We start from the raw sequence: 15,696 nt of genomic DNA on the forward strand, positions 1-15,696 counted from the left end.
TCTTAGTATCTTGTTTTAGTATTCGGAGTTTAAATAAAGTGACTATTCTATTCCAACTTTTATTGGCAGCTTTTGTCTTGTTTTCCTTCGTTTTGGTGATTGGTGTACCTGTAGCTTACGCATCCCCTAGCTCTTGGAACCAAACAAAGCCACTTTTATTTCTTGGCTCTCTAATTTGGCTAGCATTCGTAATTGTCATCGGCATTTTGAACGCTTTTGTAGCTTAGATATAGCTAATAAGTCCCTCAACATAATTAAAAAAACAGAGCCAAAATCTGCACCTCCCGCTGCGCGGGCGGTGCAGATTTTGGGGTTTTATATTTAATTTTGCTTAGCTACTTAAAACCCATAAAAAACTTCCAAAAATCTTAATCAGCAGGGCTTTTGGAAGTTTTCTCCTTGATTAATCACTTAAAAATCCCTATAAATTAATTCTATGACCGTTTTTGAAGGTAGTTTTACTAACACAGATAGTTTGCGCTTTGCGATCGTGGTAGCTCGGTTTAATGACCTGATCGTCGGTAAGCTTCTTCAAGGATGTCAAGATTCATTACTGCGCCATGGTGTTGATATTTCGGAGACTGGTAGCCAAGTTGATTATGCCTGGGTGCCAGGGAGCCTAGAAATATCGATGGTCGCAAAAGAATTAGCAACTTCGGGACGTTATGACGCAATCATTTGCCTAGGTGCAGTCATTCGTGGGGACACTCCACATTTTGACTATGTGGCTAATGAGGTTTCTAAAGGTGTAGCCGCAACTTCTTTTCAGACTGGTGTACCGATTATTTTTGGGGTGTTGACAACAGACACAATGCAGCAAGCTCTAGAACGCGCTGGCATTAAAGGTAATAAGGGTTGGGAGTTTGGCATGGGTGCGATCGAAATGGCTAACCTAATGCGCCAAATTCGCTCGAAATCTGTTTAAATAAGCGAGCTTTGCTCTCTTATTTAAACTATAAATCCTGCACTTTGTCCTTGGGATGCTTGCCAACTGCGGGCATCGTAATATAAGTCCTCTAAACAAATACTATAAAGAGCATCCTTAAACTTCCGATCAAGTCTTTGCCAAAGCGCAAATGTTACCCAATCAGAGGCAAGTTTTTCCTGTGGCTTTAGTCTGGGCAAGGGATAAGTATCTTCGCCCACTGCCGACAAAATTTCGCCTAGAGAGATGTCTTTAGGCGATCGCTTTAGCTTATATCCACCTTGCACCCCACGAACTGACTCAACTAAATCCGCTTGGCGCAGTGCCATTAAAATTTTTTCTAAATATGGGGCAGGAATCGATTGGCGATCGCTAATTTCACGAACTGATACAGGTTTACGTTTTGCCCAAACCACCAGATCGAGCATCGCCTTCACACTGTAATGACCTTTTCTGGTTAGTTTCATCGGCTTGCTTATCAGAACATACTACTTCGCAGCACGTTCTGATCTTTTCTGGCTTTTTTAAGTTTGCAAAAATTCTTGAATAATCGAAGACAAATCGACAGGAGCAGGCAACATTTCACCGCCGCGCCAATCTAGTACTTGTACCAAAATCAAATAGCCAACACCCAAAATCACGGCGACAACGCCTGTAAAAACTGATATCCATTGCGATCGCTGCATAAGTTAAGTCTAAATGAAAAATTTAAGTAAATCGATGAATTAGAAAAAACATCCTAACTAACTGCTATTATCCCTCTTGAAATATCTTTAATCATTGATATTTAAGTAAAACCTGATTTAGGTAAAACTTACAATAATTTGCATTGATTTGCATTGATTTGCATTGATTAATGACAGATTCCCTGAGAAAGTTCTGCATGACAGGACTTTCTCAGGAAATCTGTAGGTTTAGCAAATCTGCAAAGTGCTATGTATCAATTAAAGCTCTATTTTGATAGGAACAAACTTTTCTATTCTCCGTCCTAAACCTTGAACATAAAGACACAGGCTTTTAAGTCATGTGCAGATTCAAGTCCAGTAGGAGCGAGTAATTGATGAGTTATAGCCTATCTTGGTCAACCAGCATCGGAGGGTACGCGCCCTCCAACTCCGTGTCCGTTGATAAGCTCCCCATCGTTGAATTGGTACAACTGTGCCAAACTGAATCGCAAACCAGCAGGTCTGCGTTTGCAGAACTCATGCGACGTAATCAATCCTATGTCGATCAAGTTTTGTATAAACTTGCTCCTGACTGGCAAGATCGTGCTGATCTTGCTCAAGAAGTCTGGTTGCGCGTATATCGTAATATCAAGCGCTTGCAAGAACCTGAAAAGTTTCGTGGTTGGCTGAGTAGAATTGCTACCAACTTGTTTTATGACGAGTTGCGTAAGCGGAAGCGCGTTGGCAGATCAGTTTCCCTCGACGCACCATTTATGTCTGGTGATGGTGATGAAATGACTTGGGATTTGCCTAGCGCTGCCCCTAGTCCAATAGACAATATGTCTACGCAAGAGTTTTATGAACAACTTCGTAAGGCTATTCAAGATTTACCTTCTAGCTTCCGTGAAACCATTGTGTTAAGGGAAATCCAAGGTTTGTCCTATGAAGAGATTTCTGAATTAACAGGTGTATCGCTTGGTACAGTAAAATCACGTATAGCTAGAGCAAGATTGAAACTACAAGCGCAACTACAACCCTATTTGTCAAATATGTAACGAGGGGTGTATTTAAGTTATGAGTGCTAACCAAATTTTTAATAGTTCTATGATTATTCCAGAGGAGCGCTTTGAGTTACTCAGTGCGTATATAGATGGCGAAGTAACTGAAGCTGAAGAGCAACTTGTCGAACAGTGGTTGTCCGATGATGTTGATTTCCGTCGCCTCTATCAACAACAATTAAAACTGCGCCAATCGCTAATTGATCTTCCAGTGCCTGTGGCTGCGCATTCATCGGTCAAAACAGAGACAGATGTGATGATTAATCGTGTCTTTGCCGAGATTGACAAGCGATCGCAGCGTCGTAAATGGAAATTGGCAGGTATTGGTATATCCGTTGCCGCTGTAGTTGGAGTATTCGGCTCGATGTTCACATTTAACTCTGGTCCTCAATTTAGCCCAGTGTCAAACAGCATCAAGTCTCCTGCTCCTACCCAAGTAAAACCAGAACCAATCTTAATTGCTATGGAAGAGCCATTGGTTCCTTTACCCAAGTCGATGAGTTCTAAATAAAACCCAACAAAAAGGTTACGACGGGCATAGTCCGCCGTAACCTTTTTGTTGGGTTTTATTATTGTGAGGCGACTTATTTGTGTAGCCTCTTTTTTGCTTGACTGACCAATGACTCGTAAAATGAAAGCAAGCCTAAAGGTATGGGCATTTCAGTATTTAGAGCATTTACTCAGAGCATTTTTAGCTAGCAATTTTAATGAGCATCAAAGTCGTTCCTACAGTCCCTTTTTCTGATCAGAAGCCCGGTACTTCTGGACTCAGAAAAAAAGTTACCGTTTTTCAAACGCCTAACTATCTCGAAAATTTCGTTCAATCAATATTTGACAGCCTCGAAGGATTTCAAGGACAAACTCTTGTCGTCGGTGGCGACGGACGTTACTATAATCGCCACGCGATCCAAGTAATTCTGAAAATGGCAGCAGCCAACGGCTTTGGTAAAATCCTCGTTGGACGTGGAGGGATCTTATCGACACCTGCCGCCTCTTGCATTATTCGTAAATACAACGCCTTTGGTGGCATTATCCTCTCGGCAAGCCATAATCCCGCAGGCAAAGATGGCGACTTTGGCATTAAATACAACACTGGCAACGGTGGCCCCGCACCTGAGAAAATTACTGATGCGATCTACAACATCACTAAGAGCATCACTGAATATAAGATTCTGGAAGCTGATGATCTTGATCTTGACCAGATTGGTGAATCTCAATTGGGCAATACCACGATCGCAGTGATCGACTCTGTTGCTGACTATGCAAAGCTAATGGGCGAGTTATTTGATTTCGCTCGCATCAAATTATTGTTAGCATCCCCAAACTTTCGGATGTGCTTTGATGGAATGCACGCGGTAACTGGCCCCTATGCTCAAGAAATTCTGGTTAATCACCTTGGCGCAACCGCTAGTGCTTTGCAATGTTGTGTACCTCTTGAAGACTTCGGTGGTGGGCATCCAGATCCGAATCTTGTTTACGCCCACGATTTAGTCGATGTTCTCTATGGTGAAAATGCTCCTGACTTTGGTGCTGCTTCTGATGGCGATGGCGATCGCAACATGATTTTAGGCTGCAAATTTTTTGTCACCCCTAGCGACAGCTTAGCCATCCTCGCGGCTAATGCTCATCTAGTTCCCGCTTATAAAGGTGGACTGGCTGGTATTGCCCGTTCCATGCCCACCAGCCAAGCTCCCGATCGCGTAGCGGCACGTTTAGGCATTGAATGCTACGAAACCCCTACAGGCTGGAAGTTCTTTGGTAATTTGCTCGATGCAGGTAAGGCTACTCTCTGCGGTGAAGAGAGCTTTGGTACAGGTTCCAATCATGTCCGCGAAAAGGATGGACTGTGGGCAGTACTTTTCTGGCTCAATGTTTTAGCGGCTCGACAACAATCTGTTGAAGCGATCGTTAAGGAGCATTGGCAACTTTACGGACGTAATTTCTACTCTCGCCATGATTACGAGGGTGTAGATAGCGATCGCGCCAATACCCTGATCGACAATCTCCGCAATAAATTTGCCGATTTACCGAGCCAGAAGTTTGGCAATTATGAAGTTGCCTTCTGCGATGACTTTAGCTACACCGATCCTGTGGATGGCAGCATTAGCAGCAAGCAAGGTGTGCGGATCGGCTTTACTGATGACTCGCGCATAGTATTCCGTCTGTCTGGCACTGGAACAGAAGGTGCAACTCTGCGACTCTATGTGGAAAGCTATGAGCCAAATATTGCGAAGCATTCTCTCGACACTCAGGAAGCGCTGAAGGAGCTAATTGAGATTGCCGACCAAATCGCGCAGATCAAGACTCTAACAGGACGCGATCGCCCTACTGTGATTACATAAAATAAAGGCGCACCCTAAGGGTGCGCCTTTATTTTATCGAGTGAAAATCATCTGGAGTATTGCAATTAAATAGCATCGCAAAAGGTACATTTTCTATCTCAATAACTTCTTGATTACTTAACCATTTTTGGAATGAACGTCCACCAATATTGATAAATTCTCTCAGAGAATCTTGACATTGCCAACGATAGAAACCGCAAAGAGGTTCCCATTGCTTTTGAGAATTATCATCTACATAACGTGGTAAATAGGCGATCGCAGTTTCAGGTAAATTCACTAACTGACTAGCCCAAATCTGGAGAATATCACCTTGCAGATTTGGTAAATCACAGGCAAGCAATAAGAGCCAATCAACAGGACTTGCGATCTCTTGAATTCCTTGCCAAAAGCCAACTAATGCTCCATCAAATTGCTGATCTAAAACTAGATTAGAATGCAGTAAATTTTGGGCGATCGCTTCTTGATATTGTTCCTGACTTCGCGCTACTACATACACTGAATCAGCCACTCCTAAAGCAGTTTGACAGGTTCTTAATAATAGAGTTTCACCATTAATTTCTAATAAAGCTTTATCCCTTCCCATCCTTGAGCTTTTCCCACCTGAAAGCGCGATCGCGATAATTTTCATGGCGTTAGAGAAACTTGAGAATCTCTTGCGCTGTGATTTCGGGGCGTTCCAAATGAGGAACGTGTCCGCTATTGTCAATCCAAACGAGCTTATTATTTGGGATAATTGATTGGAACTTAGCTGCATCTTTTGTGCCAAGAATGCGATCGCGATCGCCCCAGAGAATTAAAGTTTCCTGTTGCAAATATGCTAATTGCTTGGCAAAGGAACCATAGCCACCGCTTTTAGTAAATGCAATCAGGGAATCACTCCACCGAGGCATAGCTAAATGGAGTGAGGCACAAACCTCGGCATCGGGTGTGACAAATCTAGAATCAGCATAAGCTTTAAGGCTAACTTCACGGCGGACTTTGGGGCTTCGCAAAAAATCAGTTGCCATACGATCTAATGGTGGCACAAGAAATTTACCAGCAGCAGTTCCTTTTCGCATTCCTGCACTGCCAATGAGAATCAATTTTTTCACCACATCAGGATATGTTAGTGCGAAATCAATTGCGGCTGCACCACCCATTGATGCTCCAACTAAAATAATTGGTTTAGCGATCGCTGTTTTCCAGAAATAGTAAAGATGCTCTTTGATCGCTTCAGGACTAACTTGGCTATCAGCCAGACGTTCGGTTAACCCGAAGCCAAATAAATCCATAGCAAAAGTTTGATGCGAAGTCGCCAGTGTAGGGAGCAGTCGTCGAAACTCTAATAGAGAGCTATCAAACCCATGCAGTAGCAAAATCGGTGTATCTTGATTACTTTTAGATTGACCATCGCAGACATAGCTCGTCAAAATCACTTCACTAGTGAAAGACGTTGAGACAAGACAAAATTGAATATTATCAACAAGAGCGATCGAGGTTGCTTCTGTGAGTTGCGATCTCAGTTGGGTAACTTCAGGCGGTAAGTTCGACATTGCTTCTCTATAAATAAATAGCTCTAAAGCTGCAAAAGTTGTTCTGCCCACGTAGCGGGCAGAACAACTTTTGTAGCTTTAGAGTATGTTCAAGTTTCATCCCTACTCATTTTATTGATTCCATCTATTCCCTCGCTTGCAGGAAATCGGGAATCTGTATCTAATTCTGTATTTTTTCGTTTTAACTTGTGTAGACGCATTTTTACAAGAGTTGCCCCCGTAATCGTGGCATAAAAAGGAGTAAATCCTAAAAAGAATAATAGAATCCCATATAAACTACCCCGACCTCGAAAAATAGCGATAATGGCGATCGCCATGAATGTTACTAGAACAACATTAACGATCAGCCATAAAATAGCTCTCCCTTTCAAGAACTGAGGATTAGAGAATTTTGGGTGCTGACTATTCCATAGGACTAGCCATTGTAAGACTCCTAGGATGATTCCCGCCAAAACTAGCCATAAAGAATTTACGGCCAATAGTGGAATGCGATCGATGATGTTGCTTTCGGCAAAAGAACCATCTGGATTAAGCACAAAACCAAATTGGGCTGTATAGGCTAAGCTTGTGGCTGCAAATCCAATCCAAGTCCAGCCAAATGTACTAGCTAAAATCCACCAGACTGAAGATTTAAAGAATCGCCGCAAAACCAGATATTGCATTAAGCCCACAAATGCACCTACTACAAGCGCTCCACTGACAATGCCAGTTGACACAGAACAGTTGAGACTGCCGAAACCTGTATCGCAAATGTGGAGAGCCATCAGGCGATCGCTAAGGTAATGAACTCCCGCCAAACAAGCAGCAATCCCAAATATAGTGCCGATCGCAGCACCAACTAGCGTAGCCAATACCCATCGCCACCATAGACCGACGGCAGATAAAGTGCGTTGTTTTTGCATTGTGTATTTCAATCCTGCATGGCAAGCGAACTCGAAGATTTCGATCGCAGCATTAAATTTCTAGATTAGCTCTTCTGTGACAATCCTACGCAAAATCTCAGCGACTGTTGCAGCCATTCTTGCATCAATTTCTAAGGCTTCGCGCACGGGATCTTTAAGGTTAAGGACAGCACGTAAAGTCATATTCACCGATCTCAACTTTGGTAAGGGCAAATCATGGGATTTGGCAAGCAGATCGACAAACTGGATACAAGCGGTATAGGTCAGCTCAGTTTGTTTACGTTGATCGCTGTATCCAAAACCCATCTTGGAGATCACCACAGGTTTGTCAATAAAATATGACAAACCTAGAGCCACAATCGCCGCATCCACATACCTCGCCGTATCTTGTCCCATCGCATCAATCAAAGCGCTTAAACTATGCCACTGTGCAGATAAGCGGTTCGCAGGAGCGAGATGACGATGCCATGCGATTTGCGAAACAATTCTTGTCAAGTCGTAGGCGGAAATCAAATTGTCACCGCGATGCGGATCTTTTACTCCAGTGATAATATTTGCGCCAGTAACATCACGTAAAATTGGCTGCTCAATGTAAGGAGCTTCACCGTAGCGTCCTTGAAAAATTAGCTTTTGATTACCTGTAATTTTTTTGAGCCAATCCTGCAATGCTAGGGGTGTAGTAAATTGCTTAAACATTGCCGACAATCCATTGGAGGTCATGCCATTCGTTTCTTCGTAAGCACAGATACGTTGAGCCATTTCGGCAAATGTACGAGGTATTTTATTTCCCTGTGTATCAGCGATCGCACAATTAGCGATCTCCTGATTGGGTTGTGCTTGATTGGCTTGGCAAATCGTATTTATTAATGGCAATATTTTGGTAGAACTCCAAAACTGGACATTACTTAAAGCATTACGACCAATCCAGCGGGCTAACATTTGTCCATTAACGACACTGCCAATGCAGATACAGGCTTGCTGAATACTGCTATGGAGAAATTCTAAGCCAACGTTTTCAATATTAGGAATTGCCCCGATCGCAGGATATGAACGAAATCGCACTCGCGTCTGACTACCAGACAACATGGCAACGTCGCCATAGGAAACTACATTTACACCATCTGGCAAACTGGCAAGGCGATCTGCATAGGCAGGAATATGGTTTAACAATGGCGATGGTGCAAAATTGCGATTTGGTAAACCTTTCTTAGAACCTGCAATACTGCCATTGACTCCTCGATCAAGGAAGCCAAGATAATTAGAGTCGGCTTGTCCCATATTTACGAAAATACGTTGAGCGTTAGTAAATTTTGGGAATAAGCGATCACCTTCTCCGATAATTTTGAGCAAATGTCTAACTACCGCAGGCATTTGTAAGAGGCTGTTTGTATACGATTGCGAGTTAGGATCCAAAATCGTATCGATGCTTAGGGCATTGGCAAACTGCACAAAAGCAGCTTCCGATAATCTGCCATAGATGCCATCCACTTCGCCATCATATAGCCCTAACTGCTGCAAATATGTCTGTGCTTTTGTTAGTTCCTCAAATGAAAGCTTTACCTCGACGACTGCCATGAAATTCCTCTATAAAAAAGCCTTAGTCTAATATTCTATCGACAAGTTAAGCGATCGCAATGTATTCCACATCTCACTAACCATAAAACCCAAAATTATTGCAATGAGCAAAGCCCGCCGAAATAATTTTGGGTCTCCTACGCTGTTTTGCCAAAATTGCCCATGCCCAAATACAACTCAGCAACTTCAGGGTCGTTCAATAGATCCGCACCTTTACCCGTAAACTCATCTTTGCCCAAATGCATCACATAGCCGCGATCAGCGATCGCTAAAGCCTTACGCGCATTCTGCTCCACCAAAATGATTGATGTTCCCGTTTGATTAATTTGTTGAATCAAATTAAAAATATCCTGAACTAAAATCGGTGATAGCGCTGCTGAAGGCTCATCTAAAATCAACAATTTCGGCTCTAGCATCAGCGCCCGTCCCATCGCTAACATTTGACGTTCACCGCCAGATAGTGTCCCAGCCCGCTGATTACGACGTTTAGCAAGCACAGGAAAAGTTGTATATATTTTGTCTTTAACTGCTGCTATATTTCCTTCGCGAGTATAGGCTCCCATATCCAGATTGTCAGATACGCTTAATGATGGGAATACATTAGCAACTTGAGGCACATAGCTAATTCCTTGTCGCACGATTTGTTCAGGCTTGAGTCCGATCAGATTGCGATCGCCAAATAATATTTCCCCCGATCGCACTGGCACTAGACCAAATATTGCTTTTGCTAAGGTCGATTTGCCAGCACCATTGGAGCCAATCACGGTGACAAGCTCACCTTCATATACTGATAAATTCGCACCTTGCAAAATATCTACCCCATCCACATATCCCGCCACAACATTACTGGCTTCGAGAATAAGTTGATTGGAAATTTGGCGATCGGGACGATCAGTTGGTTCAGCAGATTGACTAGCGTTCATATTTGGGTTTATAGCCTTACTTGAAATAAGCATATACAGTGCGAGGGGTTTATAGCAATGGTCAAGAAGCTTTGCGTCTCTACATTGCGGAAATAACTACGCGAAAGCCGATGTCGTTGTAGTGATCGCTTTGCCAATGCCATTCGCGACTTGCCGCTCGACATAGCTTCGCCTCATTGCTCCAAGAGCCGCCCTTACGCACACGCCGACTGGTATAGCCATCAAGCACCCATGCCGAGCCATCGGCAGGTGCACCATTAAAATTATCGTGCCATACATCCTCGCACCATTCCCAAATACCACCATGCATTTCGTATAGTCCCCAAGGATTTGGTACTTTCTGTCCGACTGGTTGCGATCGCTTGTTGGCATTGTCAGCAAACCATGCATACTCTGTGAGTTGTGTGGAACTATCGCCAAAATGGTAAGCCGTATTTGTCCCAGCGCGGCAAGCATATTCCCATTCCGATTCGCTAGGCAAACGGTATAGATGTTGCGTTTTCGCTGCTAATTTACGACAAAAATCTTGAGCCTCAAGCCAAGAAATATTTTCCACTGGCGCTTGCAGATTTTCGCGAAATATGGCGGGATTCCTGCCCATAATGGCAACCCATTGCTCTTGTGTAACCACAAATTTTGCCATGTAAAAAGCAGGAACATTGACCTCAGATATTGGTGATTCATTGTCTCGCCTGCCAATTTCATTGGGTGGTGAGCCTAGGGCAAATTTGCCCGATGCGATCCGTACCATTTCCATATGGATTCCATTCCCCAAATCATCCCGAAAAGCTTTATCTCCTCTCTTAATTGGATCGCTTGGCGGTTCAGGGATTGGTGGCGATTCTGCAATGATGATCGGGGCTGGTTGAGGTTTGAGTTTTTCTAGCAATATCGCCAAGGTAAAACCTGCGATCGCGGAACTAGTACTAATAATTAACTGACGACGATTAATCTTTATTGGGACTTTTGCAATAGATTTCATCCATGATTGTGCGATTGGCAAGGCTTTAACCGTAGAGACTTCCGAAGTCTTTTTTGATTCTAGAGTATTAAAATCATTAACAATTCGGCTAAATTCTTCTATATATTCATAGCCTTCCAGATATTCGCGTACCAAATAATAATTCTCTTCTTCTGTAAAAAAAGCTTGCACTTTTGGGGATAGCGTATAGTCTTGCCCGATTTCATACAGCTTTGTGGCAATCAACCCATGGTCTAGCGCATCCTTTTCTGAAACTTGCCAGAAATAAATCACACAAAGAGGCTTGGGCGCAATTGGAATCTCTAAATTTTCTGCTAGGTAAACCGACAAGGCGATCGTGCCAACTTGTTTAATACCAATGGTTTGACTTATGCGATAGCGCTTGTTGAGGATATTGTCTAAATCCATTGATGTCTAGGGTCGGGAATATAGCGATCGCCACTTACATTAAAGCCCAAAAAGCAAAATTAGTTGTAGTTAGCGTCAGCGTAACGCACCCTTGCTTTGATTGGATTTTGGGGTGAGTTAGCGATAGCGTAACGCACCCTACGAGGGCGACCCCAAAGAGGGTTGCAGCGAGAAGTGCCGTAATGCTCTTTGGGGTTTTGGAGAAATTTCCAAAATATCTTGTGTAATTGGACAAATCAGTAGTATTATCAATAACGGTTAAATGGCGAGTGTAGCCAAGTGGTTAAGGCAGTGGTTTGTGGTACCACCATTCGTGGGTTCAATTCCCATCATTCGCCCTCAAATTAAAATCCAAATAACACCACAAAAAAGAAAAGAGGTCACTTTGTGACCTCTTTTCTTTTTTGGGCGTTTTGACGGTAGCTCAAAGCCCTAAAATTGCGAGAGAGTTTAATATGCTTTAGCAATTTTTTAAATAGGACGACTGAAGGTTTCATGAGAAAGACAGTTGTAAGATTTTGCGCGATCGCATTGATCACGATTTTAATAGTGGTTTCGCTTGGCGGCTTATACCCTCAGAGTTCGCGAGCCGATGGCAATCCGATCGCGATCGCCGTAGCTGCACCTCTTAGTGGTGATGGCGCGAGTGGCGGTCAAGAAATCGTCGATAGTATCAAGCTATATATTGATGCGACCAATCGGGATGGGGGCATCAATGGTCGTCAGCTTAAATTAAATGTTTTTGACGATAAGGGCAATGCTGATGGGGCAACTCAAGTTGCTAACGAAATTTCTAAAAGTGAGGCTCTAGTGGTGTTGGGGCATCGCACTTCTGATGCTTCGATCGCGGCGGGTAACATTTACCAAGAACGCAAATTGCCAGCAATTACAGGTACGGCAAATAATCCTAAAGTTACCACGGATCGCCCATACTATTTTCGGATTATTTATACCAATCCTGATTTAGCAAAAACCTTGTCGATCTATGCGCAGCAAGTATTGCAATTCAAAACGGCAAGTGTAATTTATGACAAAGCCAGTAAAAATGAGCAGACCCAATCTGAAGTAATTAAATCGGCTTTTGAAGCTAATGGTAATGGCAAAATTCAAAAAACTTGGGCGATTGACTCTGATCCATCTAATCGGAAAGCGTCAGTGCAACAAATCGTCAATGAAATTGCCGCCGAGACTGATGCAGGAATTTTGTTTTTAACTTTGGGCAAAGAGGATGTTGCCGAAGATTTTTTAGTGGCACTGAAACAAAAGGGGCTAAAAAATAGCATTTTAGGTGAGCAAGCTTTAGCAAGAGAGTCTTTTGCTAAGCGGTTTGAAAAATACGATGAAGAAAAGAAAAGCGCAGGTTTCTTTACCGATGGCATGTATGTGCCAGCGCCAATCTTATTTGATAGTGCTGGAGCTGATGCCCAAGATTTTCTCACTGCTTATCAAAAAGCCTATAACAAGACTCCTTCCTATTTAGGAGCTAAGTTTTATGAGGCAGCGATCGCGGCAGTCGATGCAATTCGCAAAGCTAATCCCAAATTAACGACAGCAAGCTTAGAAAGCGATCGCGAACAGGTGCGAGATGCTTTATCAAAGCTAAACAATCGTAAGGTCGGGATACGAGGTTTAACGGGTTTGCTATATTTCAATAGCGATCGCAATAGCGATCAGCCTGTGCGTCTTGCTCAATTTCAAAATTACAAACTGATCTCCGCATCCCAGCAATTTACCCCAATTCCTAATCCAGAACGCCTGAATTTACCGAAAGAAATCCAAGCTGGAAGCATCGTTCAATCGGGCAATCAATATTTTTGGCGGCAGCGTGTAGTTTATGCGGGAATGGATATCAATAAGCTAAATCGCATTGATAAATCTACCTTTACCGCCGATTTTTATGTATGGTTCCGCTATAGCGGCAATGATGAGCCTACGGAGATTCAGTTTCCTGATGCGGTCACCAATAGTGTCAACCCCACAGCTCCAGTATTTGATGGCAAAGCACCAATCAAGGCGCAGGTCGTCAATGGCTTAAACTATCGTCTCTATCGGGTACGCGGTGAATTTCGGAATGCCTTTGATTTTCGTGACTATCCCTTTGATTCGCAAAGATTAAACTTGCGTTTTGATAATCCCAATCTATCGACTGAGCGGTTGATCTATGCGATCGATAAGGTTGGCTTAAAATTACCAAGACCCGAAGCCGAAGAACGTAAACCATTTCAAGGGCTTCAGCTTTGGAATTTTAAAAGTATTACCTATTTTCAAGACTCATCGCGAAGTACCTCCACTCAAGGCGATCCTGATTTGTTTCAGTCCAATGTGCAGGTCGAATACCCTGGATTAAGTATACGCATGACGTTTCAGCGCAAGACCTTAGTATTTCTATCTAAGAATGGTTTACCCCTGATTTTGCTGTCAGGTTTAACCTATTGCTGCTTATTCTTCCCCTATACGATGTTTGTGCCCCGCACAATGGCTCCTGCATCAGCATTACTATCAGGAATTGTGTTGTTGCTTTCCTTTAACAATCAGCTGCCTGAAGTTGGCTATACTGTTGCGATGGAATATGTGTTTTATGTCTATTTCTGTCTGTGTTTACTACCAATTATCGTCACAGCGATCGGGACTAAGCTAGATAAAGAAGGACATAAAAAAGCCTTTAAATATTTGAATATTGCGTCTTGGATTCTCTATCCATTAATTGTGATTGTCACATTTGCCACTTTTTTAATTAATTATGGCGATCGCTTAGCTTAAAAAGCCAATAGATGTGGTAATTTATGCCGCTTCTATTGGCTAGAGTCGTTTTCTTGTAAGGCGAACTCCTGATCAAGCTGCAATAACTTTTCGAGTAGATCTTAACTGACACTAAAGTTGTATGTCGGCTTTAGGGACTTCAGCAATTCTTATTATGAAACTAATTTTTGTATTTCTATTGGCTGCGACGATAGAAATACAAAAATTGTTTTTTTTAAGCCCGTCGGGCTTTAAAAAAACTGATTTTTATAATGAGACTTGCTGAATGGACTAGCAGAGAAAGAGATTTGTTGGGAAACAAAAGCACAGCACAGAGTAGATTTTAGCTTTCAATCCATTTTTAAGCAGTATCTAAATAGAAGTTCCATAAGCCAGCCGCATTCAACATGAGACGGTCATCAAAATCAGGTATACGATTGCGATAAACTGCTGTTACGGAATTATATCGTTTCATCCCTGCATGGGCATGTTCACATTTCACTCGTTGACTGCTAAATTCTCGATTTTCCTGCTTCTGTGCTTCAGTCAACTCTTGCCCTTTTGGCTTTTTGTGGGGTAAGCGTACATTTATAAACTCTTTCTGTAAGCCCTGATATCCCAAATCTCCCTCAATCACTACGGCATCAGGAATGTTACTTACCCAGTCATTTTCGTCCAGTTGCTTCTTATCATGGACTTTTCCTGCTTTGGCTTTGCTCAGTAAAATGATCCGCTTTTTACGGGTACTACCTGTAGTGTGTTTCCTTGTATGCCGTTTTTTTTCCTGAGTAATGCTCTTTTTGTCGTTCTGCATCTTTTGGACGTTGCACTGGTCGTTCGGTTCCGTCAATGATTACTTCTTGGACTTCGCCAAACTTTGCCAGAAATTCTTCGATGCTATCGATCTTTCTTTCGGGTAATGCTTGTCTCTTGCCCAGTGCAGTTTCCAGTATTGGCATTAGTCGATGTACCCAATCGTGGGCGCAGGAACGGTCAAAGCCAAATAAAACACTCATTAAGTCAAAGGTGGGATAGCATTTGCAGTACAACAAGATAAAAAACAATTTGTCTGCACTGGTTTTCAGTGTTGCTTTCCTACCCCCTCCTGCTGCTCTCCATCGTCTCTTCTTGTCTAGGGTTTCCTGATATGCTTCTTCAAAACTTGGCAACAAAGCCTCGAATGCTTGCTGGTTTAATCCTGTGGTTGCTCGTATTTGCCTATCTTGTTTTAGTATCTTTTCAATATTTATCATCTTTTTTATGCGCGTCTTGGGTTGATGATACCCGATATCAAACCTAGGCTATGGTTCAATTTATTGAACTTATAGCTTTTGTATTTACCTATGGATTGAAGTACAGAAATAAATGTGAAGTTGCTTCTATACCTTGCTTTTGTTTCCCGACAGATCTAATGAATTAAGGTAAGGATAATACTATGGCGGTTTTTATTTTGCCGCAGGCAAAAAGAAAAAAACCCCAAACATCTAAACAATAGGGATGCTTAAAAACTACGTAAAAAAACTGCCCAAAATTTTAAACAAAAACTGGGGACGGGGGGCGTAATCGTGATCTACTGATTATAAAATAATTGGTTTGCCAACCAAGCTACACCAACAAAATTAATTTTTTTGTTTGTTTTCAGGAA

At 42.5% G+C, this 15,696-nt stretch carries 16 protein-coding genes and 1 tRNA gene; 7 read left to right on the top strand and 10 right to left on the bottom strand.

Features of this window, described 5'->3' with window-relative positions; all coding sequences use genetic code 11:
• Positions 1-38: 38 nt before the first annotated feature.
• Both psbZ and ribH read left to right on the top strand, forming a co-directional pair.
• Positions 39-227 (top strand): photosystem II reaction center protein PsbZ, encoded by a 189-nt coding sequence (gene psbZ, locus PseudUWO311_RS18590; RefSeq protein ID WP_072143510.1) that lies wholly within the window; start codon positions 39-41, stop codon positions 225-227.
• A gap of 209 nt (positions 228-436) precedes the next feature.
• A complete protein-coding gene (ribH, locus tag PseudUWO311_RS18595; RefSeq protein WP_142656724.1) occupies positions 437-925 on the top strand; it encodes a 6,7-dimethyl-8-ribityllumazine synthase in 489 nt (162 codons plus the stop codon).
• Positions 926-948: 23 nt separating this feature from the next.
• Here ribH and PseudUWO311_RS18600 read toward each other — a convergent pair whose 3' ends face one another.
• Entirely contained in the window at positions 949-1,392 is a 444-nt protein-coding gene (locus tag PseudUWO311_RS18600) for an RrF2 family transcriptional regulator (protein ID WP_142656725.1), read from the bottom strand.
• Between the two features lie 57 nt (positions 1,393-1,449).
• Positions 1,450-1,611 (bottom strand): hypothetical protein, encoded by a 162-nt coding sequence (locus PseudUWO311_RS24140; RefSeq protein ID WP_190303563.1) that lies wholly within the window; start codon positions 1,609-1,611, stop codon positions 1,450-1,452.
• Between the two features lie 374 nt (positions 1,612-1,985).
• Between PseudUWO311_RS24140 and PseudUWO311_RS18605 the strand changes: the two genes are divergently transcribed.
• From PseudUWO311_RS18605 to PseudUWO311_RS18615, 3 genes are all read left to right on the top strand, one after another.
• Entirely contained in the window at positions 1,986-2,645 is a 660-nt protein-coding gene (locus PseudUWO311_RS18605) for a sigma-70 family RNA polymerase sigma factor (protein WP_142656726.1), read from the top strand.
• A gap of 19 nt (positions 2,646-2,664) precedes the next feature.
• A complete protein-coding gene (locus tag PseudUWO311_RS18610; RefSeq protein WP_142656727.1) occupies positions 2,665-3,159 on the top strand; it encodes an anti-sigma factor family protein in 495 nt (164 codons plus the stop codon).
• A 196-nt stretch (positions 3,160-3,355) separates the two neighbouring features.
• Positions 3,356-4,990 carry an alpha-D-glucose phosphate-specific phosphoglucomutase gene (locus tag PseudUWO311_RS18615; RefSeq protein WP_142656728.1) on the top strand — a complete coding sequence of 545 codons (1,635 nt, stop codon included), beginning with the start codon at positions 3,356-3,358 and terminating at the stop codon, positions 4,988-4,990.
• A 28-nt stretch (positions 4,991-5,018) separates the two neighbouring features.
• On the opposite strand, the gene PseudUWO311_RS18620 is transcribed toward PseudUWO311_RS18615, so the two are convergent.
• From PseudUWO311_RS18620 to PseudUWO311_RS18645, 6 genes are all read right to left on the bottom strand, one after another.
• Positions 5,019-5,618, bottom strand: coding sequence for a molybdenum cofactor guanylyltransferase (locus PseudUWO311_RS18620; protein ID WP_142656729.1), 600 nt, complete (start codon positions 5,616-5,618; stop codon positions 5,019-5,021).
• A gap of 4 nt (positions 5,619-5,622) precedes the next feature.
• Positions 5,623-6,522: an alpha/beta fold hydrolase gene (locus tag PseudUWO311_RS18625; RefSeq protein WP_142656730.1), complete on the bottom strand. Its 900-nt coding sequence runs from the start codon at positions 6,520-6,522 to the stop codon at positions 5,623-5,625.
• Between the two features lie 89 nt (positions 6,523-6,611).
• On the bottom strand, positions 6,612-7,424 hold the full coding sequence (locus tag PseudUWO311_RS18630; protein ID WP_142656731.1) for a hypothetical protein: 813 nt from the start codon (positions 7,422-7,424) through the stop codon (positions 6,612-6,614).
• 60 nt (positions 7,425-7,484) lie between these two features.
• Entirely contained in the window at positions 7,485-8,999 is a 1,515-nt protein-coding gene (locus tag PseudUWO311_RS18635; protein WP_142656732.1) for a peptidoglycan-binding domain-containing protein, read from the bottom strand.
• 137 nt (positions 9,000-9,136) lie between these two features.
• Entirely contained in the window at positions 9,137-9,922 is a 786-nt protein-coding gene (locus tag PseudUWO311_RS18640; protein ID WP_142656733.1) for an ABC transporter ATP-binding protein, read from the bottom strand.
• 79 nt (positions 9,923-10,001) lie between these two features.
• On the bottom strand, positions 10,002-11,312 hold the full coding sequence (locus tag PseudUWO311_RS18645) for a formylglycine-generating enzyme family protein (RefSeq protein ID WP_142656734.1): 1,311 nt from the start codon (positions 11,310-11,312) through the stop codon (positions 10,002-10,004).
• A gap of 265 nt (positions 11,313-11,577) precedes the next feature.
• On the opposite strand from PseudUWO311_RS18645, the gene PseudUWO311_RS18650 reads away from it, so the two are divergent.
• Both PseudUWO311_RS18650 and PseudUWO311_RS18655 read left to right on the top strand, forming a co-directional pair.
• Positions 11,578-11,650, top strand: a tRNA-His gene (locus tag PseudUWO311_RS18650).
• A gap of 157 nt (positions 11,651-11,807) precedes the next feature.
• Positions 11,808-14,072 carry an ABC transporter substrate-binding protein gene (locus tag PseudUWO311_RS18655; protein WP_142656735.1) on the top strand — a complete coding sequence of 755 codons (2,265 nt, stop codon included), beginning with the start codon at positions 11,808-11,810 and terminating at the stop codon, positions 14,070-14,072.
• 340 nt (positions 14,073-14,412) lie between these two features.
• Here PseudUWO311_RS18655 and PseudUWO311_RS24470 read toward each other — a convergent pair whose 3' ends face one another.
• On the bottom strand, positions 14,413-14,865 hold the full coding sequence (locus PseudUWO311_RS24470) for a transposase family protein (protein ID WP_223807634.1): 453 nt from the start codon (positions 14,863-14,865) through the stop codon (positions 14,413-14,415).
• Entirely contained in the window at positions 14,798-15,223 is a 426-nt protein-coding gene (locus PseudUWO311_RS24475; protein WP_223807635.1) for a helix-turn-helix domain-containing protein, read from the bottom strand. Before PseudUWO311_RS24475 ends, PseudUWO311_RS24470 begins: the two co-directional genes overlap by 68 nt.
• Between the last annotated feature and the right edge of the window lie 473 nt (positions 15,224-15,696).

The organism is Pseudanabaena sp. UWO311 (assembly GCF_006937785.1).
Lineage (GTDB): Bacteria > Cyanobacteriota > Cyanobacteriia > Pseudanabaenales > Pseudanabaenaceae > Pseudanabaena.